The 23,887-nt window shown below is 57.6% G+C and carries 26 protein-coding genes; 12 read left to right on the forward strand and 14 right to left on the reverse strand.

Features of this window, described 5'->3' with window-relative positions; genetic code table 11:
* Positions 1 to 103 precede the first annotated feature (103 nt).
* From FHX15_RS04480 to FHX15_RS04490, 3 genes are all read right to left on the reverse strand, one after another.
* Positions 104 to 874 carry an SOS response-associated peptidase family protein gene (locus tag FHX15_RS04480; protein WP_184395315.1) on the reverse strand — a complete coding sequence of 257 codons (771 nt, stop codon included), beginning with the start codon at positions 872 to 874 and terminating at the stop codon, positions 104 to 106.
* A gap of 328 nt (positions 875 to 1,202) precedes the next feature.
* Positions 1,203 to 1,517 carry a hypothetical protein gene (locus FHX15_RS04485; protein ID WP_184394102.1) on the reverse strand — a complete coding sequence of 105 codons (315 nt, stop codon included), beginning with the start codon at positions 1,515 to 1,517 and terminating at the stop codon, positions 1,203 to 1,205.
* 65 nt (positions 1,518 to 1,582) lie between these two features.
* Complete coding sequence (locus tag FHX15_RS04490; protein WP_184394104.1) at positions 1,583 to 1,972, reverse strand: hypothetical protein; 390 nt, start codon at positions 1,970 to 1,972, stop codon at positions 1,583 to 1,585.
* Between the two features lie 967 nt (positions 1,973 to 2,939).
* Between FHX15_RS04490 and FHX15_RS04495 the strand changes: the two genes are divergently transcribed.
* A complete protein-coding gene (locus tag FHX15_RS04495) occupies positions 2,940 to 3,521 on the forward strand; it encodes a recombinase family protein (protein ID WP_184394106.1) in 582 nt (193 codons plus the stop codon).
* A gap of 13 nt (positions 3,522 to 3,534) precedes the next feature.
* Here FHX15_RS04495 and FHX15_RS04500 read toward each other — a convergent pair whose 3' ends face one another.
* Complete coding sequence (locus FHX15_RS04500) at positions 3,535 to 4,008, reverse strand: hypothetical protein (protein ID WP_184394107.1); 474 nt, start codon at positions 4,006 to 4,008, stop codon at positions 3,535 to 3,537.
* A 421-nt stretch (positions 4,009 to 4,429) separates the two neighbouring features.
* Here FHX15_RS04500 and FHX15_RS04505 point away from each other — a divergent pair, with 421 nt between their 5' ends.
* The 5 genes from FHX15_RS04505 to FHX15_RS04525 all read left to right on the forward strand — a co-directional run bounded on the left by FHX15_RS04505 (position 4,430) and on the right by FHX15_RS04525 (position 8,822).
* The gene (locus FHX15_RS04505; protein ID WP_184394110.1) at positions 4,430 to 4,945 is read left to right on the forward strand and encodes a hypothetical protein; all 516 of its coding nucleotides are present in this window, start codon (positions 4,430 to 4,432) and stop codon (positions 4,943 to 4,945) included.
* Entirely contained in the window at positions 4,942 to 5,697 is a 756-nt protein-coding gene (locus tag FHX15_RS04510; protein ID WP_184394111.1) for a hypothetical protein, read from the forward strand. The genes FHX15_RS04505 and FHX15_RS04510 overlap by 4 nt, the downstream gene beginning before the upstream one ends.
* Before the next feature lie 53 nt (positions 5,698 to 5,750).
* Complete coding sequence (locus FHX15_RS04515; protein WP_184394113.1) at positions 5,751 to 7,019, forward strand: hypothetical protein; 1,269 nt, start codon at positions 5,751 to 5,753, stop codon at positions 7,017 to 7,019.
* A 338-nt stretch (positions 7,020 to 7,357) separates the two neighbouring features.
* Complete coding sequence (locus tag FHX15_RS04520) at positions 7,358 to 7,687, forward strand: hypothetical protein (RefSeq protein ID WP_246778884.1); 330 nt, start codon at positions 7,358 to 7,360, stop codon at positions 7,685 to 7,687.
* Between the two features lie 64 nt (positions 7,688 to 7,751).
* Positions 7,752 to 8,822, forward strand: a complete 1,071-nt coding sequence (locus FHX15_RS04525; protein WP_184394117.1) for a hypothetical protein — start codon at positions 7,752 to 7,754, stop codon at positions 8,820 to 8,822.
* Positions 8,823 to 8,836: 14 nt separating this feature from the next.
* On the opposite strand, the gene FHX15_RS04530 is transcribed toward FHX15_RS04525, so the two are convergent.
* A complete protein-coding gene (locus FHX15_RS04530; protein WP_246778885.1) occupies positions 8,837 to 9,553 on the reverse strand; it encodes a TIR domain-containing protein in 717 nt (238 codons plus the stop codon).
* A gap of 163 nt (positions 9,554 to 9,716) precedes the next feature.
* The gene (locus tag FHX15_RS04535; protein WP_246778886.1) at positions 9,717 to 11,084 is read right to left on the reverse strand and encodes a DUF6538 domain-containing protein; all 1,368 of its coding nucleotides are present in this window, start codon (positions 11,082 to 11,084) and stop codon (positions 9,717 to 9,719) included.
* Between the two features lie 269 nt (positions 11,085 to 11,353).
* Between FHX15_RS04535 and FHX15_RS04540 the strand changes: the two genes are divergently transcribed.
* Both FHX15_RS04540 and FHX15_RS04545 read left to right on the forward strand, forming a co-directional pair.
* Positions 11,354 to 12,076 (forward strand): YoaK family protein, encoded by a 723-nt coding sequence (locus FHX15_RS04540; protein WP_184394118.1) that lies wholly within the window; start codon positions 11,354 to 11,356, stop codon positions 12,074 to 12,076.
* Positions 12,077 to 12,142: 66 nt separating this feature from the next.
* Positions 12,143 to 12,931: a YdcF family protein gene (locus tag FHX15_RS04545; RefSeq protein WP_184394119.1), complete on the forward strand. Its 789-nt coding sequence runs from the start codon at positions 12,143 to 12,145 to the stop codon at positions 12,929 to 12,931.
* Positions 12,932 to 12,934: 3 nt separating this feature from the next.
* On the opposite strand, the gene FHX15_RS04550 is transcribed toward FHX15_RS04545, so the two are convergent.
* On the reverse strand, positions 12,935 to 13,360 hold the full coding sequence (locus FHX15_RS04550) for a hypothetical protein (protein WP_184395321.1): 426 nt from the start codon (positions 13,358 to 13,360) through the stop codon (positions 12,935 to 12,937).
* Positions 13,361 to 13,514: 154 nt separating this feature from the next.
* On the opposite strand from FHX15_RS04550, the gene FHX15_RS04555 reads away from it, so the two are divergent.
* A complete protein-coding gene (locus FHX15_RS04555) occupies positions 13,515 to 14,150 on the forward strand; it encodes a trimeric intracellular cation channel family protein (RefSeq protein WP_184394120.1) in 636 nt (211 codons plus the stop codon).
* 3 nt (positions 14,151 to 14,153) lie between these two features.
* On the opposite strand, the gene irrA is transcribed toward FHX15_RS04555, so the two are convergent.
* On the reverse strand, positions 14,154 to 14,573 hold the full coding sequence (gene irrA / locus FHX15_RS04560) for an iron response transcriptional regulator IrrA (protein WP_184394121.1): 420 nt from the start codon (positions 14,571 to 14,573) through the stop codon (positions 14,154 to 14,156).
* 303 nt (positions 14,574 to 14,876) lie between these two features.
* On the opposite strand from irrA, the gene fabA reads away from it, so the two are divergent.
* Genes fabA through fabI form a run of 3 tightly spaced genes read left to right on the forward strand, consistent with a single transcriptional unit; the run spans position 14,877 to position 17,483 of the window.
* Positions 14,877 to 15,392, forward strand: a complete 516-nt coding sequence (fabA, locus tag FHX15_RS04565; protein ID WP_184394122.1) for a 3-hydroxyacyl-[acyl-carrier-protein] dehydratase FabA — start codon at positions 14,877 to 14,879, stop codon at positions 15,390 to 15,392.
* A 46-nt stretch (positions 15,393 to 15,438) separates the two neighbouring features.
* Positions 15,439 to 16,671: a beta-ketoacyl-ACP synthase I gene (gene fabB / locus FHX15_RS04570; RefSeq protein ID WP_184394123.1), complete on the forward strand. Its 1,233-nt coding sequence runs from the start codon at positions 15,439 to 15,441 to the stop codon at positions 16,669 to 16,671.
* Between the two features lie 5 nt (positions 16,672 to 16,676).
* A complete protein-coding gene (gene fabI, locus FHX15_RS04575) occupies positions 16,677 to 17,483 on the forward strand; it encodes an enoyl-ACP reductase FabI (RefSeq protein ID WP_184394124.1) in 807 nt (268 codons plus the stop codon).
* Positions 17,484 to 17,543: 60 nt separating this feature from the next.
* Here fabI and FHX15_RS04580 read toward each other — a convergent pair whose 3' ends face one another.
* From FHX15_RS04580 to rbfA, 6 genes are all read right to left on the reverse strand, one after another.
* Complete coding sequence (locus FHX15_RS04580; protein ID WP_184394125.1) at positions 17,544 to 18,560, reverse strand: class I SAM-dependent methyltransferase; 1,017 nt, start codon at positions 18,558 to 18,560, stop codon at positions 17,544 to 17,546.
* Between the two features lie 134 nt (positions 18,561 to 18,694).
* Complete coding sequence (gene pnp, locus FHX15_RS04585) at positions 18,695 to 20,845, reverse strand: polyribonucleotide nucleotidyltransferase (RefSeq protein ID WP_184394128.1); 2,151 nt, start codon at positions 20,843 to 20,845, stop codon at positions 18,695 to 18,697.
* A 332-nt stretch (positions 20,846 to 21,177) separates the two neighbouring features.
* Positions 21,178 to 21,447: a 30S ribosomal protein S15 gene (rpsO, locus tag FHX15_RS04590; RefSeq protein ID WP_132653118.1), complete on the reverse strand. Its 270-nt coding sequence runs from the start codon at positions 21,445 to 21,447 to the stop codon at positions 21,178 to 21,180.
* A gap of 150 nt (positions 21,448 to 21,597) precedes the next feature.
* A complete protein-coding gene (locus FHX15_RS04595; protein ID WP_184394129.1) occupies positions 21,598 to 22,449 on the reverse strand; it encodes an alpha/beta fold hydrolase in 852 nt (283 codons plus the stop codon).
* An 84-nt stretch (positions 22,450 to 22,533) separates the two neighbouring features.
* Positions 22,534 to 23,466 (reverse strand): tRNA pseudouridine(55) synthase TruB, encoded by a 933-nt coding sequence (gene truB, locus FHX15_RS04600; RefSeq protein WP_184394132.1) that lies wholly within the window; start codon positions 23,464 to 23,466, stop codon positions 22,534 to 22,536.
* Between the two features lie 11 nt (positions 23,467 to 23,477).
* Positions 23,478 to 23,879, reverse strand: coding sequence for a 30S ribosome-binding factor RbfA (gene rbfA, locus FHX15_RS04605; protein WP_184394134.1), 402 nt, complete (start codon positions 23,877 to 23,879; stop codon positions 23,478 to 23,480).
* Positions 23,880 to 23,887 lie beyond the last annotated feature (8 nt).

Below are 23,887 nucleotides of genomic sequence, written 5' to 3' on the forward strand. Positions count from 1 at the left end.
CCCCACTTGCCGCACCCCTCCACCGAACAGTAGTGCTCTTCAATGACGTTTGCGCCGGGTGCCGATGAATGGCCTTCGTCGCTCATGCAGCGTCCTTTCCGCCTTACAGCAAGCTTGGCTGCTCGGGTTCGCCCTCTTTGCTGATAATGCTTGATCCGTAGGCCTCTCGCGAAGTCACCATGATCGCATCGTTGGGCAATGGCCGGGCGAGGGCCTTGGCCTCCTCCCACGGGGCACGCATCCACACATCGACTTCTTCCCGCGTCAGCAGCAGGACCGGCATGGCCTTCTGATGGATAGGCCTAACGATGTCGTTAGGATCGGTCGTGAGGAAGGCATAAAGATCATCGGTCGTAAGGCCGTCTTTGACCTTGCGAACGCTCGTCCACTGGGGAACATGGACGCCGGCGAAGAACATCAACGGCTTGCTTTCGTCGCGAGCAAACCAAGCGTTCGGGGTTGACCCGCCGTCCAACTTGCTTGCGGGGTCTGGTTCCGCAAAGCTGGTCACCGGCACAATGCATCTGTTCTCGACACCAAACCATTGCCGCCAATGCCTGAAGTTGAGGTTGCGAATGTTGGTGACGCCCTTGTCCGGCTCCATTTTTGTGAGAAGCTCGATGTCAACCGGCTTGCCTTTCTTACGCAACTGCACAGCCCTCTTTTCAACCGCTTCCTTGATTACGTGCGGAGGTGAGGGCACGCCCCAGCGAGCATGGACAAGCTGTCTGCGACCGTCCGCCGTATTGCGAACAATCGGCCCCATCTGGTCGGGGTTCATCTGGTAGGCCGGCATTAGGTTAGCTAGGCTTTCGGCGTCCTGAGCCCACTTGTTTATCCAATCCCTGGCGTCCATTCGGTATAGATTGCACACATCCGCCTCCCTTGGCCTCCAGATGTCCTTCCGGTCTACTTCATCAACGCCGATAAATTGGCCGTCCCATCGATCTTTAAACTGACGAGCTGCCTCATGGTCGCTGAAGCAAAATACAAGATACTGATCCCATTCAACCCAAGCGCTGAAGTGTTTCGACTCTTGCTCAAGATGGATTGCCGAGGTTAACACTTCGCCCCGCTGCCGGTAGTCGTGGGGCTGTTCTTCACTTCGATAGTTTCCCCACCAGATGATGACATGGTGAGGCAGCTCCGAGTTGAGCCTCCATCGGGCGAACGGATTTTTTCTTCGATCTGCCATTTGCAGCCTACAAGGTTTCGTCCCGCCAGACCGGCACCTTCACCTCCTTAATGCCAGCCAGACGGCGCACAGGAAGCTTGCCGATCTCCGACCGAGAGGGGACGTAAACGGCCACATCCATGTAGTCACGCTTGTTGCATTCCAAGCAGATGAACCTCAGGCGGCTGATGGTCGTGTTTTTGCGGATTTTAAGGATATCGTCCGGCAGGTAACGCCGCGTTGTATTGCAGAGACCGCACCGGACAACGAGGATGTGCCCGACCTCCCGCGCATCTTCCAAGGACCAGCGCGAGAGCTTTTTCGAATGGTTCATTTCCGGCATTGGCAGTCTCGCCCGTTGGCGTCGTCTCTTAGGCGGGCGACCCGGAAGCCGCGAGGGGCCGGATGTTAGGCCAGATATCCTCTTTCCCTAACGCGGTCATACAGGGCCTTGAGGGCTAGATCGATGTCTTGCTCGAAGGCAAACCACATCGGCTCCTTCGCGCTCATGTCACCGGCGACACTGTAGACCCCGCAGGCTCGGTCGCTCGCCTCGCCGGAGGCAACCACGAAGGTCCCCATCGGAGCGCAGGTTTCCATATCGAAGGCGTGGGCTAGGTGTAGTTCGAATTGGCCCATATTTTCAAAGCCACTTCCAATGGCCATGGATAGTGCAGCGCGAACCGCAGGGGTCAGCTCATGAACGCTCACCGGGATAGGCGGTGTCCAGTAGCTGCCAACAGGGTTCCTCTCGAAGTCGTCATCTTGGCGCAGTTCATCGATCGGCAAATTACTCATAGCCGTCATCCTTCGTTTCGAGTGGTGATCCCAGAAGACGAATTGAGAGCCGCGCAGCATTTGGTGTGTAACAAGGAGGTAGCCACGCGGCCCATTCTGTCCCTCGAGATGTTCTTATTATGTTCTCATTTTAAGGGGAGTCAATATGCACCGAGAGGCCAATGAAATTTAGGGGTCACCTATCTCAGAGGTGATCTACGTGACAGTGACCGCGCGACTTCCCCCCCGGTACCCGTGATGGGACCCGTTCGCCGCATCACACAATCGGAAGCCAGCCGATCTCCAACCCAGCGGTAGCGTTCCCCGCCTTATCGCATAGCAAGGGCCTTTGGGGCGCATTGTCCAAGCTGCACCTTTCGACCTGTAAACGGGGCTTTGGCGCCGGCCATACTCCCGGCCTTCGGGAGTTCTTCAAACTTTAAATGTTTGAAATTAAAAGGTTTTCTCTAACGTTCTTGGCGATTTTGCTTGACAAGTGTCCGCGATTATGCAATACAGCGATGATCGTGGATTTAGCCCAATTGGTGGGCATCCATTCGCTACACCCCTTGTTGCTACTGCCGCATTCGCATTTTGTTTCACTCTAACCACAGCGTCGTACTGCCTTCTATCACTAGCCAGCAACAGCAAGGAGTTTCCCATGAACGCAACCAGTGTTAATAACAAATCCCTAAATTTCACCCAGCTAATTCTAGGTGGTTTATTGATGGCCTCTTCTAACATTATGGTGGCAATAAGTGCGGGTGTAGGGTTGGGCTAAATCCACGCTTCGCTGGCGAACTGAAACGGCTCGCCAATTTACTTCCAAATCTCTTTCACGCTTTTTCGTCTCTGCCGTCTCAATAGGCCAAGCCCGTGTGAGTCTGTCGTAACGTCGCCCAAAGAGTCTCATATAAGTACCATTGACATTTTGAGACTGAGGGTGTCTCATAGTCGTTAATCCATGTGAGACTACGAGGGAGCCACTATGACAGCCGTGATGATTGGTTACGCCCGTACATCCACCACCGACCAGAAGGCCGGCTTAGAGGCCCAGCTCCGGGACCTTCAGGCGGCAGGCTGCACAAAGATTTTCAAAGAGCAGCTCTCGTCGGTCGCCACTGAAAGGCTGGAGCTGGAGCGCGCCTTGGACTTCGTGCGTGAAGGTGACGTGCTGGTGGTGACCAAGTTGGACCGCCTAGCCCGCTCCGTGGCCGACCTCATGGCGATCACCGAGAAGCTACGGCACAAGGGCGTAGAGCTGCGCATCTTGGCCCTTAATCTCGATACCTCTACGCCTACCGGAAAGCTCATGCTAAATCTGCTGGGGTCCATCGCAGAGTTCGAGCGAGAGTTGATGCTGGAGAGGCAGCGCGAAGGCATCGCAAAGGCCAAGGCGGAAGGCAAATATAAGGGTCGTGCTCCAACGGCACGCAGCAAGGCAAGCACGGTGCTAGCCCTTAGGGCGGACGGTAAGACCCCGGCAGAGATACAGGCAGCTCTCGGCATCAGCCGAGCCAGTGTGTTCAGGATATTGAAGGAGCGCGCAATCGCAGGGGAGGCTGCCTAAGTGCCGGCGCTCATCATTGCAAATATGCCGCCTTCTCCTCCATAAGCCGGCTGCACGTCTGTATCTCCATGCATGCTGAAAGGGCGGCCTTGTATTGGCGGCCTTGCTCCGTTTGAGGCGTCACGTATTCGCAATACCTGTAGCCACCCCAGAGACCAGCAATGAGAATTATCGGGTATGCAAAGGTTGCTATAGCCCGACGAAAGCGCTCCCTTCTTTGCCCTCCATCAAGCCAGAGGGTGAACGCGAGTAGTACCACCACGAATGAAATCAAGAAGCCACCGATGACGCCCTTGGGATGTTGCGAAACAGCCGGGAACCCTCGAAGGGTAATTTCCGTAAGTGCCAAGGCGACGAGATAAGCTCCAACGGCCCTCACAATGTAGTCCGCCAACAGCTCGAATATCTCCCTAAGGGGGTTCTGCTGCGCGCCTGCCCGATAGGGCGCGAGGAGCGTTTCCTGTGGCGTTGTCTCTGTGGTTTTCATGTCGGCTTCCCTTGAGGCCTTCGCCTGCGGTTCGCCCCCGCAAGCATTGCCTCCATGACCCCTGATCGGGGAGTTGGAAAACCGACTCGGTCGGTCCCTGAGGCCTTTAGTTCGGTGAACCTGGACATACGCCACAGGCTCCCCGACCTAGAGAAGGTCAAGGATCGATCTCCCTTCCGGTGGGGGACCACATACCGCCGAGTTCAGGGTTTCCACGCCCCGGAGCGCCGCGTCTGCGCTCGGAATCTCGCTACCAGCATTTTGTAAGAAACGCAAAGGGATGCCGAACGCCCTATGTTGCGCAAGGGCAACAATGTTGCTATACTGTAACAGTTGTAGTGTTCTGCAACACCGACAGGCATGTCGCCCGCCGGTAACGTTAACTGGAGTTTTAACTCTATGAACTCGAATGAGGGACGGCGTGAACGCGCTTAGTTCCCTGGGACGTCCTCAGTCCCTTCAGCCTAGACTGGTGATTGGCACTAGCCACACCCAAGCTCACGGACAACTGTTTTGCGGTTACGCGTTTGAGCTTTTGAATAAAGAAGGTGCCGTACTGGCGTATGGGCACAGCTATCCGAAGATTCTCAAAGGAGATCATACAAAAGCAGTCCTACCTGCAATCATTCATGCCATGGGATTGCTAAACGAGCCCCAGAACATCGTGGTGGTAACTCAGCTTGAGTATCAAATCAGCGCTCTGAACCAACGCTCCCTCGGGCCAGCAAATACGAATTACAAACGAAGCAGTGGCAAGGGTTACCTTGCAGATTACCTAGCCTTACGACAGCTAGATGAGGCTCTCGCCAAAAGCGGGCACAAAATCACCGCCCGTTATCCTCGCTCATTAGACGAAGTCGCTTGCTACGACCGCCTAACCGCCTCGGCTCACGAAAGTGCGATAGCGGCAGCCGACTTCACGAGTAATGCCGGATGAAGGCGACCTTTGCCGGAGGGCGTCGCAGCAATGCGGCGCTTTCACTGGAAAATGCCGAAAAGCGGGGATGCGCGGTCCCGGGGTGTAACCGGGTGACGATGCAGTCTCAGGGGGCCGGCCTCGCTCGTTATCACTGCCGCTATCACGTCCAGCATAAGTCTCGGCACGGCTCGCATTGGCACACGACCTACAAGGCGTCTGAGCTGCGGCCCTATGTGCAGAGCGCAGAACGTTGGATTATGGAGCACCGAGAGGATACGACCTATCGGGGGACCTATTGGGAGCTGGAGCACTTCATGGCGGGCGTCGGACGCGTTGACCCTGCGATGAACCTGCGGGGCCAATCTGCCGAGTATCGCGCTCGTATCGCCTTTGCGCGTCTGCGGGCGGCGGAGATTCCCGCTCGGCGGCTCATAGCCATTTATCTTGGCGTTGCGGCCCTCATTGAGGATGATTTCGGAAGTCACCGCACCAGGGAATTTCGCATAGTACAGGCGGCAAAGGCTATCCATAGGCTCGCGAGCGGAACGCACCGAAGGTGGGACACGTGGGACCCCCGAACGGGCGGCACAAGGAAGGCCGAGCTTCACGCCTATCCTCGCTCATCCGGGCACGTCCTGAGGAAGATCGGGGAGACGCTGGAAAAGGCCTGCGACGAGCTAGCCCGTGCAGCCGTACCCGAGGTGATCGCCATGCGTACGGAGCGCTTCGGTCCTCACCCATCTCACCCGCCTCTAGCCATGGCGTCCTAGTCAACAAAAAGTCCTCACCGCCGTCTGATCTCCTGGCGGAGGTGGGGACGCACATGTTGGAGCATACTTTGTCACCGAGAAAAGCAGGGGACAAAAGGGCATTGCCCTATGTCCGGCACTATGACGCGTGGCTGGCCGCTGGCGGCGATAGCCTCATGGCCTTGGCCGACTGCATCTTTGAAATGCTGACTCCCCCAGCTATCACCGAGGGAAGGAAACCTAGAGCTGACGCTGTGAAGAGGCGCAAGCGCTGCGTCGAGACCCTCGTTGCCAACCTCTTAGTAGTGGCTCTGGACCCCACCCAATACGACGGACTCGCGGTGCCGCTACGAAATGGAAAACAGACGCGCTACGACCGTCGAGATTTCACCGCTGATGTATTGAGACAGGTGATTGCAGAGGCCAAAGGAGTAGGCCTGCTCTCGGTCGTGAAAGCTGTCTACAAGGAGCGGCGAACAGTCGTCGTTCCGACTCCACGCTTCAGGCTACTTGTCGCCGAAAACGGAGTGTCGCTTTCCGATATCCGTCACGTTGAAGGACGCGAGAAAATCGAGCTTTGGACAGGAAGCAACCGGGGCCGGGACAAGGCACCTATCGACTATAAGGACTGGCCGGAAGCAGACAGGCTGCGGGCGGAGATGGCGGAGATTAACAGGATCCTCAACAATGCCGATATTCGCCTTGATGGCGACCCAACCGCTCCAATCCATCTCGTGCGGCAATTCCACACCGACGAGCCCGGAGGCGCCCCGAGGTTTGACCGTCACGGAAGAATTTACGGTGGTTTCTGGGAAGACCTGCCGAAGGAGAAACGCCGCTTTCTGACCATTGGTGGCGAGCCTGTCGTAGATCTCGATTTCGCCTCCATGTTCGTGCAGCTCGCTTATTGCCATGCCGAGGCTGAGCCGCTTTCCGGCGACCAGTACGAGATTCCCGGATTGGAAGGGTATCGCAACGCGGTGAAGTCCCCGATGGTCTCGCTATTCTTCCGAAAGGAAGATGCACAGAGGTTGCCCGCCGGCAGCGGAGAGAAATTGCCTGAGGGGTGGAACATGAGACGCTTCAAGGCCGCCGTGAGGGCGCGTCACCCCGCAATCGCTCACCTTTTCGACACTAACGTTGGCTTTGAGTTGATGGCGAAAGAGAGTGAAATCCTCGTCGGCATTTTGTTGGAGCTGGCGTCAGAAGGTGTCGCTGCGCTGCCAATGCACGATGGCATCATGGTGGCCGCTAGCCACAAGAGATTGGCCGTGGAGACAATGCGGAGAATCAGTACAGAGAAGCTCGGCAGGCCGCTTCAAGTGGTTGAAAAGGAAATCTAAAAACCACCAAATAAGTCCCCCGTATGGACTTCTAGTCGCGCCTTAGAGTGTCTGACTTTGATCATTTAGACCCCTCATCACCTTCAGCTCAGAGGCCAGCTTCAAGACGCTTGGAGGAAAGCTAGAGGCCTATCTCAAAGTGACTGACCTAAGGCAGCCTCTGTGCACCTCTCGGGGGGCTTCCTCTTGGGGAAGAGATGATGAGAGGCAATCCACCACCAGCACAGTTCCACAAAGCTATTCCTTGCGTTCGCCAGCAGGAGAGCCTTAAAGTTGCTCCGTTAGGCGGCTGTCGGTGTGGGGCGATGATGGGGTCTATGGTTCACAAGAGACTGCTGTTGGCCTTGGCCTCCCTGTTTATCGTCGGCGCACCTTATGCCAACGCCTGCGATCAAACCATTGTGCTGTCCAACTGGAAGTCATGCGCGGTGGGGCCCTTGAGCGAAACCGGAGGCGATGCTGATTGGAAGGCCGTCCCGAAGTGGACCCGAAGCAAAGACCTCAGGCCGTGGTTCATGGACAATCCTCGCCTGCTCGCCAACCATGGTCTCTGTAACGCCAAGTTTCACCGGGTCGTGCTCTGTGCGCCCGGATGGCAGGAGAGCGACGATAAGGATGCTTGCTGGTACGCCATTTGCAACGGCTACCAGGCATCTCTGGGGGATTGAAGGTGAGAGATTCGTCTTCGCTCATAGCTAGACAAACCGTGCTGGTGTTGTTCAACCTCTCGTTATGTCTGACCAATTGATTCTCCTCACCGCTGAAGGCGCGCAGCTCAATGCCAAAGTTGAGATGCATGATCTAGGTATCATTCTGCACAGCCGCAGTGGGACCGACCGAAACCGCGATTACCGCGCCGCGCTTGAAATGCTCATGAGCCGCCTGGATCATGGACAGATTGCCTATCGGATCTACCTTGATAGCCGCCCAGTGCAGGGGGTCGATCATGCTCAGAGGGAACTTTCCTTTGATCGGTTGTCGCCTGTCGCAACGCGATTTGATGAGCTTGTCCGCGCTATGAATGAAGGCAGTTCAAGCCATGGAGCGTGGAGGCGGCTCTTGATTGAAACCCCAGGTACGTTACCTGCGAGGGTGCGTGAAATCATCGAAGCTGGAGGTGGCATAGTTCGTCTGCCTGCGAGCGAACTGAGGAAGGTTACGACTGCTCATATCCGCAAAGCAGTCCTAAAGCTCCTCAGCGGGAGTGACGCTCCTAACTTCGCACAATCTCGCGACTATGATGCACTTACCGATACCGGCATTCCCCTCGCGCCTAAAAAGGTCTTCGGCCTGGCACTTGAGGAAGCGCTGGGGATAGAGGCTTACCCCGGCCACTTCAGTGCCGGATGGGGTCAAATATCCTTCGAACTCCTTCAAGAAGCGGGCCTCTGGCTGGTATCGAAAAAAGAGGGAGCCGCCCGCCCAAAGCGTGATCCCAAGCAAATTGCGCTAGAGCTGGCCGATTTTGTGCCGACCGAAGAGGAGCGCAGTTGGATTGAGGGTAACCCGAAAATCGTGTCTCACCTGAAACGTGAAAGGGCCCCTGGTTTAGCGAAAGAAAAGCGGGCTGCTTTCATGGCTGAGCACAAGCGGCTTTTTTGCGAAGAATGCAAGTTTGATCCGATGGAAAAGTATGGCCCAGAGGCAGGAGCCGCGTGCATCGAGGTTCACCACCACCGAACGCACGTAGCGAATATGGAGCCCGGTCACAAAACCAGCATGGACGACTTGAAGTGCTTGTGCGCAAACTGCCACCGTGTGCTGCACCGCAAGCTGGCTTTGGGCCTCGCAGTGACAGTCTAGTGTTGCGTCACGCCTCAGAGATTTTTGACGTCGATGTCATACCCTTGAGACACCATCTCCTTAGCCAACAGTAGGCCTGCATCCTTCTGCACGTTATCTTTGAACGGTATGTAGATCAGCCCTTGAATGTCAGACGGGCGTTCCATGGCCTCTTGCGATCCCAAGAGGATTGCCACTCTTGGCCGTCCAAGTTTTACCAGCAACATTCCCAGCTCTAGAACTACGTTCTGGCGCGCACGAAAAGCTCGCTGATCCTCGTGACTTTTCGGAAACCCAATGTCATCAGGGGTGGCAAGAACTACGGCGAAGCCAACGTCTTCCGTGTAATCTTCGAGTTTCTCGATGATCGTTTGCCCTTTAGACGGAAGTTGGTCAAGAATTACAGGTTCCAATCCCCAACGACGCAGCATTGCATCAAGCTGTGTTCGGGCACCCTCATCGTGACCGTACACTACAAATACCTTCTTGCTCGGCCTGTCTTCCGGTTCAGGGCGAGCCGCTGCCGCCGCAGGTATCTGACCAGTACCATCAATAATCGCTTCAAGCTCGTCTTTACCAGGCGACTTCCCCTGCGCGCTTATAGTGTGGGTTCCGGGCCAGTAACTCAGCACGCCGCCGCGATTATTTCGAAATACATGACATCCGTTCTGCTCAGACCAGCCACCCTTTTGTCCAGACTCAGCAATCAGTGCCTTCAAGACTTCAATGCCGTCATAGAATTTTTTAGCCAAGAACTACCTCCACTCATCATGTCGATGGCGCAACATAAAATTAGACTTGCCAGTTGTTTCCGAGATTCGCAACTTCAGCGAGCTGTTTGGTCCCCATGAATGCGGCTTTCAATTGCCGTCTCTGAACCAAATCGCTTTGCCTGATGGAGGCTCAGGCAGGGGCTTAAGCAGGAAGCCTTACAGCTTCGACGCATTGCCGCGCCTGCTCAAGCAGTGGTCCCCCAGAGTAGACGCCAAAGGTCATCCCCTGCCGCTTGTGGCCGACTACAACGGCGATGATGCTTTCTGGCTGTCCCGCCTGCTCAGCTTTGGTGATGAACCACCGACGGAAGCTGTGGAAGTTCACGAGACCCCTGCGCTTGCCCTCGCGCCTATCCTCAACGCCAACGCTGCGGCGATACGCCGTGAATTCGTTCGACGTCTTGAAGGACCGCTCGCGTAGTGAAGTGGATTTCCTCACGCCAGGCCATTCGGGGAAGATGTCATCCTCAGGTCCTTTGTCTCTTTTCCGGCGCTCAATGATTTCGATGAGGTCAGAATGGATAGGGCAGAGGCGTGGACCCGGCTCTTTCTTTTGCGGCTTGAAAATGAATACCCCATCATCTCGGCAGTGCTTCACCTTTAGGCATACGATAGCATCCAAGCGGGCGCCTGAGAGCGCTGCTATCCGCATGAGGTCGTCCATCGCAGGGTCAACGGGCCCCTTCAGCAAAGTCTTCACTTCATCGTCGCTAAACGGGCGCTCCTTCTGGTCAGTAGTCTGCTGAGGCTCACGTAAGCGCCGTCCCTGCCAGATGTTCGAATCGACCTCGTGCCGGTTCTCCAGCCAAGTCCAGTAGACCGAAAGGCGGCTAACGTATTTATTGAGTGTCACAGGGGTCAGGTTGGCGGTGAGGCTCGGAAGCTCATCGCAGAACCGCACGGCCTCCTTTTTGGTTATGGATTGCAGATAAGGCGGTACACCAGCCTTGCGGCACCAATCCTTCAGCAGTTTCATCGCCCGCCTGTCGTCCGCCAGGGTACGAGCCTTAACATGCGACGTGGCCAGAAATTTTTCGTGGTGAAGGTCAATGGGCGTTCTCTCCCCTCGCGCCAATTGAGAAAAGTCGGTCGCAAGGCGCAAGCGATCGGGGTCGAAGACTTCATGGCCATCCTCGTCGGTAGCGATGGGCCGACCCGCAAGGGATTCCGCCTGCCAGTCGATCTCTTCATCAATCTCGTCTCGCTGCGCCAAATCGAAAGCAGCCTTGCGCTGCTCGGCAAATCGAATGGCCTGCTGCATCGCCTGCTCGCGGCTTATTGATCGGGCAGCGTCCAACGAGAGCGAAGGATTTTCCGCATGCGTGATGACGGCTTTGAGTTCGGCTATGACATCCCACTTAAGCCGGTTTGCCTCCTTGAGGCTGTCTGTCCCCAGCGCCCTCTTCAACTTGGTGCCGAGTGTCGCGCGCAGCTTTTTCGGCACGTTCACAACAACCCGCCACTGGTTGCCATGACGCTCTAGAAACATGCGATCAGATGAGAGGGCCAAGAAAGCCTCCGAGTACCCAGAAAAGTACCCATATCTAGTCCCGTAGCCAACTGAATTTCAACAAGTATTTGACATAAAATGGGAAATTTTCGGGTAAGGTTGTCTCCCGCTTAGCTCCACCAACCCTCCAAATGCGGTTCAATAAACATCTCAGTTCAGCATAACTGACATTTTCAGTGATTGCTCAGTTGCCGCTTTGCCAGCGGCTAAAGCGGGTTCTTATATTGATTGTCGAAGTCAACCGATTCGACATTTACCGGACCCGAACCATGACACGAGCAAGACGCCGCCACATTATCAGAACCCGCAGGACTGCGACCGGACTGGCGCTGGTTGGTGCGATTTCCTTTCTTGCGGGAATGACGGATGCGACCGGTCTGCTTCTTACCGGCGATTTCGTTTCCTTCATGACGGGCAATACGACGCGTGCGGCACTTGCACTGAGCGGTGGCGATGTCAGGCACGCCGCCGTGCTGCTGTCTGCCATTATCGTCTTCGTGCTCGGCAATGCCGCCGGCATCGTCGTCGCACACCGGGCCGGACGGCGCATCTTCGTCGTGCTCTGCTGTGTCAGCCTCTTGCTTGCGCTGGCCTCGATGATGACGCTGCAGGATCTGTTGATGACACGGTTCTATATGATCGTTCTCGCGATGGGCATGGTGAATGTGGCCGTCGAGCATGTAGAAGGGCTGCCGATCGGCCTGACCTATGTGACGGGTGCGCTGTCGCGCTTCGGCCGCGGCATAGGTCGCTGGATCATTGGTGACCGGCGCGTTGACTGGACCATCCAGATCGTGCCCTGGGGCGGCATGATCCTTGGTGCCATCAGCGGCGCCCTCATGACGCGTCTTGTGGGCGCGCAAGCGCTGTGGCTGGTCTCCATCTTCGCGATGACGCTGGCGATTGCAGCCCTGTTCATTCCCCGGCCGCTGCAACGTCGGTTCAATCAAAAGATCGCAACTCCTCAATCGCATCCGGTGCGCGTCAGGTAACGGCATCATTGCGTTCGCTTCCGAATCGGATAGGAAGCCCGAATGCTACCGAGCGAGGAGTTGAGCGTGTTCGTATTTTCGAAGCTCGTCTGGATCTTTGGCCAGCCTTTGTCGCTCGCCTTCTTCGGCGCCCTGCTTGCATTGATCGCGGGTCTTCTGCGCTGGCGCATGCTAAGCGCTCTCGGAGCGGCAGGGTCCGTCGTCATCCTTTTCGTCACGCTCTACACGACGTCAGGCAATTATCTGCTGCAGGGATTGGAAGAGCGCTTTCCGAAGCCGGACAGCGCTCCGGAAGATGTCAAATGCATGATCGTGCTTGGCGGCGCATTTGAGAACGAGGTGAACACTGTTCGCCACGGTATCGAGTTTGCCGATGGTGCGGATCGTTTTGTCGAAGCCCTGCGTTTGGCGCAGAAGTATCCGCTATCGCGCATTCTCGTGTCGGGCGGCGATGGGTCGCTCTCGGGAACCTATGAAGGGGATGCAGCCGCTTCCAGGCGCTTCTTCTCGCTCTTCGGTGTCGGCAAAGAGCGCCTCGTAGAGGAAACGCAATCACGCTCGACTTACGAAAACGCACTTAACACCAAGAAATTTCTGGCGCAGCAGGCCCTTTCGAATTGCCTGCTGATCACCTCGGCCTTCCACATGCCGCGCTCGGTCGGCCTGTTCCGCAAGCTCGGCATCGATATCGTGCCCTGGCCAACGGATTACCGCACGACCGGCAATGTCACGCTCGGCCTGGATTTTACGCAACCGAGCCTGAACGCTCAGAATCTGGGGACGGCTCTTCGTGAATGGTACGGTCTCGTCGGTTACTATCTCGCCGGCCGCACCTCTTCTCTTTTTCCGGTTTGAAATCTACTTCTTGGAAATGGTGACGAATTTCGTACCGCGTACGCGCGTGGTGACCACGCAGGGGTCGCCGCCGGTGCGGTCGCAGAAGCGGGGGTTCATCTTCATGGCGAGCACCATATTGCCGAACCGCTGCACGAAATCGTAGCCGAAGATCTGCGCGGTCGCGATCATGAAGTAGCCGCCTTCGGCCACCTGAAGATAAAAATTATAGGTGCAGCCGTCCTCGTTGCATTGCGGACCCTTTTGGCCGTCGCAGGTGAGGTCGCCCTCGTTGACGACCGCGTCTATGAGCCCGTCATTGTTGATATCCTGACGGATGAGGAAGCCGTTACCGAAGGATGCTTCCGTGCATTGCTCCTGGAAATGCTTCTTCTCGTAGATCTCCGGATCGGAGATCAGCGATTGCTGGGCAAAGGCCGCGACCGGCATAACCAGCAGCAAAACGACGTTCAGGAGTACGGGCAGCAGCTTCACGGCTTTCCTCTTAGGATAAAGACTCTTTGGCCTTCCATTCTGCGCGCGCCGCCTTGCGCCGCCCTTGCCGCGATGATTCAGTATGCCTCGTTTCGCTGTGGAGGCCTTGATGTCGTTGCTCAACTATCTCGATTACGCTGGCATTGCCCTCTTCGCCGCCACCGGCGCACTGGCCGCCTCACGCAAGCAGCTCGATCTGATCGGCTTCCTGTTCTTCGCGATCGTGACGGGAACAGGGGGCGGCACGGTGCGCGATATCATTCTCGGCCGTGTGCCGGTATTCTGGGTACTGAACCCGTTCTACATCGTCATCTGTTGCATCGCAGGCTTCGTGGTATTCTTTACCGCCCATCTTCTGGAATCGCGCTATCGCCTGCTGATCTGGCTTGATGCGATCGGCCTTGCTGCCTATTGCGTGCTTGGTGCCGCAAAGGGACTGGCTGCCACCGGCTCGCCGACGATTGCCATCGTCACCGGCGCCTTGACGGCTACCTTCGGCGGCATTCTGCGCGATCTCCTGGCCAATGAGCCGTCGGTGCTGCTGCGGCCGGAAATCTACGTGACGGCAGCTCTGGTCGGGGCGGGAGTCTTCACCGCTGTCAACGCGCTTGGCGCGGAAGTCTATATCGCGTCGGCGTTTGGCGTTGCGGCCGCTTTTGCAGTGCGCGGCGGCGCGCTGTGGTTCGGCTGGACATTTCCGACCTACAAGCACAAGCCCGGCCGGCACCCTGATGACGTGATGTGAAAATCAGCTCTGCTTCGGTCGCAGGCGGATCACCACGTCGACATGGGCGATCTCCATGCCTTCGGGCGGCGGCGGCAGATTGTCGATGGTCAGATTGCTGATCGGGATATCGAGCACCTCGTTTTCACCTTCGACGAAAAAGTGATGGTGATCGGAGACATTGGTGTCGAAATAGGTCTTGGTGCTCTCGACAGCGAGGACGCGGATCATCCCCGCTTCGGTGAACTGATGCAGCGTGTTGTAAACCGTCGCAAGCGAGACCGGTACGCCGGCAGCCACCGCTTCCTCGTGCAGTTCTTCGACGGTCAGATGCCTGTCGCCCTTAGCAAACAGAAGATCGCCCAGCGCGACGCGCTGGCGGGTGGGACGCAGGCCCGCGGTGCGCAACCTTACCTCTATTGCGATCGGGGCTTCACCCGTCATCAACACCAACTCCAGTTATTCTGGCATAAAGCAATCAGGTTTCCTTTCAAGCGATATAACTTTTGCGCAAAAGGCTTTCAATAGTTCAATGGGGACAAGGAGCCTCAAAAGGCCGCAAAAACGGGCTTTTGACGCAAATAGGTCTGGTCGCGGCCTTGGCCTTCCTGTATGCGACCACCAAATATTGGCTCAGGCCCAGTCCGGAACGGAGAAAAGAAGCTGCCATGCTTGCGCTTCATTTTCTTAGGAACTTGGACTAAAGACACACATCCATCGCAAGACCGCGGGGGGAAACAGAGATTTATGACAACCAGACAGTCTAGTTACTCGTACGAAGAACTCATCGCCTGCGCACATGGTGACCTGTTCGGGCCCGGCAATGCACAGTTGCCTCTGCCGCCCATGCTCATGGTTCACCGTATCACGGATATTTCCGATACGGGCGGCGCCTTCGACAAGGGCTATTTGCGGGCCGAATACGATGTTCGTCCCGACGACTGGTATTTCCCCTGCCATTTCGAAGGCAACCCCATTATGCCGGGCTGCCTCGGCCTTGATGGCATGTGGCAATTGACCGGTTTCTATCTGGGTTGGCTCGGTGAACAGGGTCGTGGCATGGCGCTCTCGACCGGCGAAGTGAAATTCAAGGGCATGGTTCGCCCGCACACGAAGCTGATTGAATACGGTATCGACTTCAAGCGCGTCATGCGTGGCCGTCTGGTGCTCGGCACTGCCGATGGCTGGCTGAAGGCAGATGGCGAAACCATTTACCAGGCGACCGACCTTCGCGTCGGTCTCTCGAAAGACAAGACGGCCTGAAAACCGTATTTCGAGCGGCTTACGAAAACAACAAGGGTTTGATCAGATGAGACGGGTAGTTGTCACGGGTCTAGGTGTCGTGTCTTCGATCGGAAACGATGCGGCCGAAGTTACCGAATCCCTGCGCCAGGCAAAATCGGGCATTTCCTTTTCCAGTGATTTCGCCGAACATGGCTTCAAATGCCAGGTCTGGGGCAGCCCCAAGCTCGGTGCCGACAAACTCGCCGAACTGGTCGATCGCCGTGCCATGCGCTTCCTGTCGCAGGGTGGCGCCTGGAACCATGTCGCCATGAAGCAGGCGATCGCCGATTCCGGCCTGGAGGAGAAGGAATACAGCGAGAACGAGCGTGTCGGCATTATCATGGGTTCCGGCGGCCCATCGACGCGTACGCTTATCGAGGCGGCCGAGATCACCGTCAAGAACAACAGCCCGAAGCGCATCGGTCCTTTTGCAGTACCAAAGGCCATGTCATCCACCGCATCGGCAACGCTCGCCACATGGTTCAAGATCCATGGTGTCAACTATTCGATTTCGTCGGCCTGCTCCACGTCAGCGCATTGCATTGGCAATGCCGTTGAGATGATCCAATGGGGCAAGCAGGATATGATGTTTGCCGGTGGCCACGAAGACCTCGACTGGACCATGTCGAACCTCTTCGACGCCATGGGCGCCATGTCCTCGAAGTACAATGATACCCCGGATAGCGCTTCGCGCGCCTATGACGTCAGCCGTGACGGCTTCGTCATTGCCGGTGGCGCGGGTGTTCTCGTGCTCGAGGAGCTGGAACATGCCAAGGCGCGCGGCGCCAAGATCTACGCCGAGATCATCGGCTACGGTGCGACTTCGGACGGCTATGACATGGTTGCTCCTTCGGGCGAGGGTGCCATCCGCTGCATGCGTCAGGCGCTTTCGACCGTGAAGGGTGACGTCGATTACATCAACACACACGGCACCTCGACGCCGGTCGGCGACAGCAAGGAAATCGGCGCCATCCGCGAGGTCTTCGGCGACAAGATTCCGCATATCCAGTCCACCAAGTCGCTGACCGGCCACTCGCTCGGTGCGGCCGGCGTGCAGGAATCGATCTATTCGCTGCTGATGATGCAGGAGGGCTTCATTGGCGAAAGCGCGCATATCACAGAACTCGACCCGGAATTTGAAGGCGTGCCGATCGTCCGCAAGCGCATCGACAATGCCAAGATTGATATTGCTCTCTCAAACTCTTTCGGCTTCGGCGGCACTAACGCCACGCTCGTATTCCAGCGCTACAACGGATAATAAAAATGACGGGAATCATGCAGGGTAAGCGCGGCCTCATCATGGGCGTCGCAAATAATCATTCGATCGCTTGGGGAATTTCAAAGGCGCTCGCCGCCCAGGGTGCCGAGCTGGCTTTCACGTTTCAAGGCGAGGCGCTCGGCAAGCGCGTCAAGCCACTCGCAGCCGAACTCGGCTCCGATTTTCTTCTGCCCTGCGATGTCGAGGACATCGCTTCGGTAGACACTGTTGTCGATACGATCAAGGAGCGCTGGGGCAAGCTCGATTTCATCGTTCATGCGATCGGCTTCTCCGATAAGAACGAGCTGAAGGGTCTCTACGCCGATACGACGCGGGAGAACTTCAGCCGCACCATGGTGATCTCCTGCTTCTCCTTCACGGAAATCGCCAAGCGCTGCGCGCCGCTGATGGAAGATGGCGGCACGATGCTGACCCTGACCTATAATGGTTCCACACGCGTCATCCCGAATTATAACGTCATGGGTGTTGCCAAGGCGGCTCTTGAAGCTTCCGTGCGTTACCTGGCGGCCGATTACGGCCCACGCAGCATCCGCGTCAATGCGATCTCGGCAGGCCCCATCCGCACGCTTGCCGGCGCCGGTATCTCGGACGCTCGCGCCATCCTATCATGGAACCAGCGCAACGCGCCGCTGCGCAAGACCGTCACGATCGATCAGGTTGGCAGCTCCGCGCTCTACCTGTTGTCGGACCTCTCAACCGGCGTGACCGGCGAAATCCATTTCGTCGATGCCGGCTACAACATCACCTCGATGCCGACGCTGGAAACCCTGCGTAAAGCGGACGTCGAATAGGCGGAGCGAGCTTCAAAAGAAAAAGGCGGCCGATCAATGGCCGCCTTTTTTATTGTCGGTCTATTTCCGGGCCCACAGCACCTTGAAGCGAGCGTTGCGGCAGGTCTCGCCACTTTCCTTGAAGTGCTCCGCTAGCACCGGCTCGTAGGGCAGGCCGCGATTGGCGACCAACATCAGTCGACCGCCACCGCGCAGCGCAGAGGCGGCGGTCTTGATCATCGCCTGGCCGAGCGAAGGTTCGGCCGCGTGGCCCTCATGGAAGGGCGGGTTCATGATGACGAGATCGTATTTGTCGCGCACCTGTTCGCCTGTCAGATCGTGCCAAAAGAAGCGCGCAGGCGCGTTCGGGCAATTCTCTGCCAGATTGGCTTTGGCCGCCTCCAGCGCCTCGTAATTGGCCTCGTAGAGGTCAAGGCGGGCAAGGTTTGGAGACTTTTCAGCCAACTCAACGGAGAGATACCCCCAACCGGCACCGAAATCGGCTGCATCGCCGCTAAAGTCCGTCGGCAGGCGCGAAGCAAGAAGCTGCGAACCGGCATCGAGCCTATCATGGGAGAACATGCCGGGCGACGCGATGAAGCGGCCTTCGATGCGCACTGGCGACTTGCCGAATTTCGAAACGATCTCGCTGTAATCGGACGGCCGGCCGAACCAGAAGGCGACTCCATGGTATTTCGGCATATGTTGGATATCGAGGGCGAAGCTTTCCACGCGTTTGCGCAGCGGCTGGATACCGTCTTCCTTGCCGCCGGCGACGAGGATCAGGCCGCCCGCCTTCACGCGGGAAACGGCAGTGGCGATATTGGCCTCGTTCTCGCCCTTGTGCTTGGTGCAGAGCACCAGTGCCGCATCGTAATCTTCGCCCTCGATCTCGGGCTTGGCGTCGATGCGCTGCGCCAGAAGCTGCCTGTAGAGCGGCTTGAAGCCCTGTACGGCCTCAAGCGAGGCGGCAAAGCCTTCGGGCAGCGCAAAGCCCGCCTCAGCGCCAAGGAAAAGCACACGCTGGCCTTCGCCGGGCGGCGGTACGGTTTCGCTGGCGAAGGGGTGAAAGAGGGTCTTCAGCGTCTCACGGCTCATGGTCTGGTCCCGTCGTCTGGAGCAATTCCAGGAAAATTGCGCAGCGGTTCTTCGTCCGCAATTGCGCAAGGGTCGAATACAAAAAAGGGCGCGGAAACAGTCCCGCGCCCGGATATCAATTAAGAAGGCGCGGCTTATTCGGCCGCTTCGTCCTTCTTCTTGTCGCCCTTTTCGGCAGCCGGGATTTCTTGGCCGGTGGCCTGGTCGACGACCTTCATGGACAGGCGAACCTTGCCGCGCTCGTCGAAGCCGAGCAGCTTGACCCAGACCTTATCGCCTTCCTTGACGACATCGGTCGTCTTGGCGACGCGCTCGGAAGCGAGCTGGGAGATATGGACGAGACCGTCACGGGCGCCGAAGAAGTTGACGAAGGCGCCGAAGTCAGCGGTCTTCACAACGGTACCTTCGTAGATCTGGCCGATTTCCGGCTCGGCGACGATCGAGTGGATCCACTTGCGGGCCGCTTCGATTTCCTTGCCGGAGGACGAGGCGATCTTCACGGTGCCGTCGTCTTCGATGTTGATCTTGGCGCCGGTCTTTTCGACGATTTCGCGGATGACCTTGCCGCCGGAGCCGATGACTTCACGGATCTTGTCGACCGGAATGTTCATGACTTCGATGCGCGGAGCGAATTCGCCGAGCTGGCCGCGGCTTTCGGTGATGGCCTTCGCCATTTCGCCGAGGATGTGGGCACGACCGCCCTGAGCCTGGCTGAGAGCGACCTTCATGATCTCTTCGGTAATACCGGCGATCTTGATGTCCATCTGCAGCGAGGTGATGCCGTCGGCAGTACCTGCGACCTTGAAGTCCATGTCGCCGAGGTGGTCTTCGTCGCCGAGAATGTCGGAGAGGACGGCAAAACGATCGCCTTCAAGGATCAGGCCCATGGCGATACCGGCAACCGGCTTAGCGAGCGGAACGCCCGCATCCATCAGCGCCAGCGAGGTGCCGCAGACGGTTGCCATCGAGGACGAACCGTTGGATTCGGTGATTTCGGAGACGACGCGCAGCGTATAGGGGAACTGCTCTGGCGAGGGCAGCATCGGGTGGATGGCGCGCCATGCAAGCTTGCCGTGACCGATTTCGCGGCGGCCCGGCGAACCCATGCGGCCGGTTTCACCAACGGAGTAGGGCGGGAAGTTGTAGTGGAGCATGAACTGCTCCTTGTACATGCCCGTCAGGCTGTCGACATACTGTTCGTCTTCGCCGGTGCCGAGCGTGGCAACGACGATCGCCTGCGTTTCACCACGGGTAAAGAGGGCCGAACCGTGTGTGCGCGGCAGCAGGCCGACCTCGGCAACGATCGGGCGAACCGTTTCCAGATCGCGTCCATCGATACGGCTCTTGGTGTCGAGAATGTTCCACCGAACGATCTTGGCCTGGAGGTGCTTGAAGATCGCACCGACTTCCTCGGCAGTGTACTTGGCTTCAACGCCTTCCGGCAGGAAGTGGGCCTTGACCTTGGCCTTGACGGCGTCGACCGCGGCGTAGCGATCAGCCTTCTGAGTGATCTTGTAGGCTTCACGAAGCTCGGCTTCGAAATGCTTCAGCATTTCGCCTTCGAGTTCGGAATAGTCTTCCGGCTGGAATTCGCGCGGCTCCTTGGCGGCGACTTCGGCGAGCTTGATGATTGCGTCGAGAACCGGCTGGAAGCCCTTGTGGCCGAACATCACGGCGCCGAGCATGACGTCTTCCGGCAATTCCTTGGCTTCGGATTCAACCATCAGGACAGCGTCATAGGTACCAGCGACGACGAGGTCGAGGCTCGACTCGTCCATCTCGTCGAGATGCGGGTTCAGGACGTATTCGCCATTGATATAGCCGACGCGTGCGCCGCCGACCGGACCCATGAAGGGAATGCCGGAGAGCGTCAGAGCAGCGGAGGTTGCGACCATGGACAGAATGTCCGGGTCGTTTTCGAGGTCATGCTGGACGACGGTAACGACGACCTGCGTATCGTTCTTGTAGCCTTCCGGGAAGAGCGGGCGGATCGGGCGGTCGATCAAGCGGGAGACGAGCGTTTCGTTTTCGCTCGGACGTCCCTCGCGCTTGAAGTAGCCGCCGGGAATCTTGCCGGCTGCATAGGTCTTTTCCTGATAGTTGACCGTCAGCGGGAAGAAGTCCTGACCCGGCTTCGGTGCCTTGGCGGAAACGACGGTCGCGAGAACGACGGTTTCGCCATAGGTGGCGAGTACGGCACCGTCAGCCTGACGGGCGATCTTGCCGGTTTCGAGCTTGAGCGGGCGGCCGGCCCACTCGATTTCTACAGTATGTGTATCGAACATGTCTTGTCCTTCAATGCGGCCAACGCGCCGTCTCCATCTGGAGCAGCGCAGAGTCGACCGCAATCAGTGTGACGTATCACGGGCAAGACAACGGGAAGCTTTAAGTGGACGATTTCCCCTTGGAAACCGGGCCAAAGCTCTTGCGAAGCTCTGGCCGAAAGCATCCGGCAATCCTGCCCCATGACAGGTCAACGGTTGGTCTGGCAGATCCGGCCCATCCGGGCCTGCCGGTATTTCCATCACGCAGATAGCGCGTGCCTGGAAAATGTCATCGGGAACACGGTTCCGAAAACGCATCCGGCGGGCGAAGAGCTTCGCCCGCCGGAAAATTATTAGCGGCGGATACCCAGGCTGTTGATCAGCTTGGTGTAGCGGCCTTCGTCCTTCTTCTTGAGGTAGTCAAGAAGCGAGCGGCGGCTGGAAACGAGCGTCAGCAGACCACGGCGGGAATGGTTGTCCTTCTTGTGGTCCTTGAAGTGTTCTGTCAGGTTGTTGATGCGCTCGGTGAGGATCGCAACCTGGACTTCCGGGGAACCGGTATCGCCTTCGGCGGTCGCGTATTCCTTGATCAGCGCAGCCTTGCGCTCAGCAGTGATCGACATCGGACAATCCTTTCTATGAGAGGAGTTAAAGTCGCCAAAAGCCGGGATGTCGTCCAGCCTTGGCCGCGAATGCAATCGGGGGATACCTGATGCTGGCGCTGCCTATAAACCAAATGAGCAGCGTTGGAAAGAGGGGCGCCCGCAGCCGTTTCAGCGGCCCGCAATGGCATTCCGGATCATGGCGTCGTAACCCTCGGGATCCTGCAGCATGGCGAAATGGCTGGCATCCTTCAGGATGACGAGTTTTGCGCCTGGAATTTCCTTCGCCATTAGTTCTGTATGATCCAGTTTTATCGCCTCGTCGTGGTCGCCAATGGCGAGTGTGACCGGCACCGTTATCTTGCCGAGGTCGGCTACGGTCCAGGCCGGCTGCGTCGCCCACATCTGCGAGATCTGATTGACGAAACTGTCATATTCGTTCGGCGTCGGCGACAGCTTCTTGTAATATTCGCCTGCGACATTGATGTAGTCGTTGAAGGTCTTGTTGTTCATGACATCGGCTTTTACGCCGTCGGTAGTCACATTTGCTGCCTGGGCGATTACGCGCGTGAGCTTCTCAGGATATTTCATCGCCATGTCGATACCGATGATGCCGCCATCCGACCATCCAACCAGCGTCACTTTGCCGATCTTCAGATAGTCGAGGAGTGCCGCATAGTCCGATGTCATCAGGTCATAGCCGAAGGGTCGTTGGCTACGGGTGGAGCGCCCGTGCCCGCGGCTGTCGGCGACGATGACGAGATGGTCCTTGGCAAAATCGGCGACCTGATGGCCCCAGACATCGGCATTCCCAAGCCCGCCATGGATGAACAGGATCGGTTCGCCCTCGCCATATTCGGCGTAATACATCTTGATGTCGTTCACATCGGCCATACCGCTCGCCTTCGGCGCCGGCATCGGAGGAAAGGCCGGCAGTTCGGCCCAACGCTCACCAGCCCCAGCCCCGCCAACCGCGAGAAACAGTGAAAAGAACGTCAGTATTCCAATGGTAATTCTGCGCATATTCTTCCCCTTTGACGGGCCGTTATGACCCGCCGGAAAGATATCGCATCGCTGCATTCTGGCAATTGCCGCGATTTGTAGCGCTTAGGCGAAAACGCGCTTCGGCCGGAATTCGCCCTGTCCGATTTCGCCGATGGCGATCAGCCTGCCGCGCGCCGTCGCATAAGCCTCGCTTTCGGCAACCGGCGCGTCACGGCCGCGCACCAGGATCGGATTGCCCATTTTCAGGCGGTGTGCCTGGTCGTCGCTGACAACAAGGTGTGGCAGGGCCGACAGTGCCTCGCAGGTATCGATCAACAAGGCATCGAGTGCGGCAAGGCGCTCATCCATGTCCTCGATCTCCTCAAGCGCGGTGAGCTTGGCAAGCGGCACCATCGTCTCTTCGGCGAATGGGGCAACGAAAGTCCGGCGCAGCCCGGAAATATGGCCGTAGCAGCCGAGCTCGCGGCCGAAATCGCGGGCAAGCGCACGCACATAGGTGCCCTTGCCGCATTCCACTTCGAAATGCGCCGTATTGGCATCCGGGCAAGCGAGAAGGGTAAGGCGATGAACCTCGACCTCGCGCGAGGGTATCTGAACCGCCTCACCGTCACGCGCCAGGTCATAGGCGCGTTCACCAGCGATCTTGATTGCCGAAAACTGTGGCGGCACCTGGCTGATCGTGCCGATATATTTTGGCAGGATGTCGCGGATCTGCTGTTCGGTCGGACGTTTGTCGGATGCTTGCGTCACCTCGCCTTCGAGGTCGTCGGTTGCCCGCTCTTCGCCCCAGGTCACAGTAAATTCGTAGATCTTGCGGCCGTCCATCACATAGGGAACGGTCTTGGTGGCGTCGCCGAGCGCGATCGGCAACATGCCCGAAGCAAGCGGGTCGAGCGTGCCGGCATGGCCGCATTTCTGCGCCTTATAGAGCCACTTGATCTTGGAGACGGCTTCCGTCGAGCCGAAATCCAACGGCTTGTCGAGGATCAGCCAGCCGGAAATCGGGCGGCCCTTGGGTTTGCGTGGTTTGGACATCTGTTCTTCTGTTATTCGTCGTCATTGTCGAGATCGCGGCTCACCTCGGGTGAGCGCAGCAGGTCGTCGATCTTCTTGTAATTGTCGAAGCTAGTATCGTCGCGGAATCGTACTTCCGGCATGTATTTCATCTGCCTGAGCTGCGGCCCGAGCCGACCCCGGATGAACTTCGCGTTGCGATTCAGCGCATCGATGACGATGCTGTGGTCGGAAACGCCAAGCGGCGTCACATAGGCTGTGGCGATCTTCAAGTCGGGTGACATGCGCACTTCGGAGATCGAGATCACGGTTGCCTCGATGATGTCGTCGCGCACTTCACCACGCTGCAGAACCTGCGTGATCGCTGCGCGAACCTGCTCGCCGACGCGCAGCATTCGCTGCGAGGGTGCCGAGGATGTGGGTCTTGTTGCCATTGTTCTCT

It is taken from the genome of Rhizobium sp. BK650, assembly GCF_014195325.1.
In the GTDB taxonomy this organism is placed as follows: Bacteria; Pseudomonadota; Alphaproteobacteria; order Rhizobiales; family Rhizobiaceae; genus Rhizobium.

Bases quoted from the DNA above. Each gene is read 5' to 3' on its own strand.
- FHX15_RS04485 (WP_184394102.1), bottom strand. From the start codon at position 1,517: ATGCCGGAAATGAACCATTCGAAAAAGCTCTCGCGCTGGTCCTTGGAA.
- FHX15_RS04490 (WP_184394104.1), bottom strand. From the start codon at position 1,972: ATGAGTAATTTGCCGATCGATGAACTGCGCCAAGATGACGACTTCGAG.
- FHX15_RS04495 (WP_184394106.1), top strand. From the start codon at position 2,940: ATGACAGCCGTGATGATTGGTTACGCCCGTACATCCACCACCGACCAG.
- FHX15_RS04500 (WP_184394107.1), bottom strand. From the start codon at position 4,008: ATGAAAACCACAGAGACAACGCCACAGGAAACGCTCCTCGCGCCCTAT.
- FHX15_RS04510 (WP_184394111.1), top strand. From the start codon at position 4,942: ATGAAGGCGACCTTTGCCGGAGGGCGTCGCAGCAATGCGGCGCTTTCA.
- FHX15_RS04515 (WP_184394113.1), top strand. From the start codon at position 5,751: ATGTTGGAGCATACTTTGTCACCGAGAAAAGCAGGGGACAAAAGGGCA.
- FHX15_RS04525 (WP_184394117.1), top strand. From the start codon at position 7,752: ATGTCTGACCAATTGATTCTCCTCACCGCTGAAGGCGCGCAGCTCAAT.
- FHX15_RS04540 (WP_184394118.1), top strand. From the start codon at position 11,354: ATGACACGAGCAAGACGCCGCCACATTATCAGAACCCGCAGGACTGCG.
- FHX15_RS04550 (WP_184395321.1), bottom strand. From the start codon at position 13,360: ATGCCGGTCGCGGCCTTTGCCCAGCAATCGCTGATCTCCGATCCGGAG.
- FHX15_RS04555 (WP_184394120.1), top strand. From the start codon at position 13,515: ATGTCGTTGCTCAACTATCTCGATTACGCTGGCATTGCCCTCTTCGCC.
- irrA (WP_184394121.1), bottom strand. From the start codon at position 14,573: ATGACGGGTGAAGCCCCGATCGCAATAGAGGTAAGGTTGCGCACCGCG.
- fabA (WP_184394122.1), top strand. From the start codon at position 14,877: ATGACAACCAGACAGTCTAGTTACTCGTACGAAGAACTCATCGCCTGC.
- fabB (WP_184394123.1), top strand. From the start codon at position 15,439: ATGAGACGGGTAGTTGTCACGGGTCTAGGTGTCGTGTCTTCGATCGGA.
- fabI (WP_184394124.1), top strand. From the start codon at position 16,677: ATGACGGGAATCATGCAGGGTAAGCGCGGCCTCATCATGGGCGTCGCA.
- FHX15_RS04580 (WP_184394125.1), bottom strand. From the start codon at position 18,560: ATGAGCCGTGAGACGCTGAAGACCCTCTTTCACCCCTTCGCCAGCGAA.
- pnp (WP_184394128.1), bottom strand. From the start codon at position 20,845: ATGTTCGATACACATACTGTAGAAATCGAGTGGGCCGGCCGCCCGCTC.
- rpsO (WP_132653118.1), bottom strand. From the start codon at position 21,447: ATGTCGATCACTGCTGAGCGCAAGGCTGCGCTGATCAAGGAATACGCG.
- FHX15_RS04595 (WP_184394129.1), bottom strand. From the start codon at position 22,449: ATGCGCAGAATTACCATTGGAATACTGACGTTCTTTTCACTGTTTCTC.
- truB (WP_184394132.1), bottom strand. From the start codon at position 23,466: ATGTCCAAACCACGCAAACCCAAGGGCCGCCCGATTTCCGGCTGGCTG.
- rbfA (WP_184394134.1), bottom strand. From the start codon at position 23,879: ATGGCAACAAGACCCACATCCTCGGCACCCTCGCAGCGAATGCTGCGC.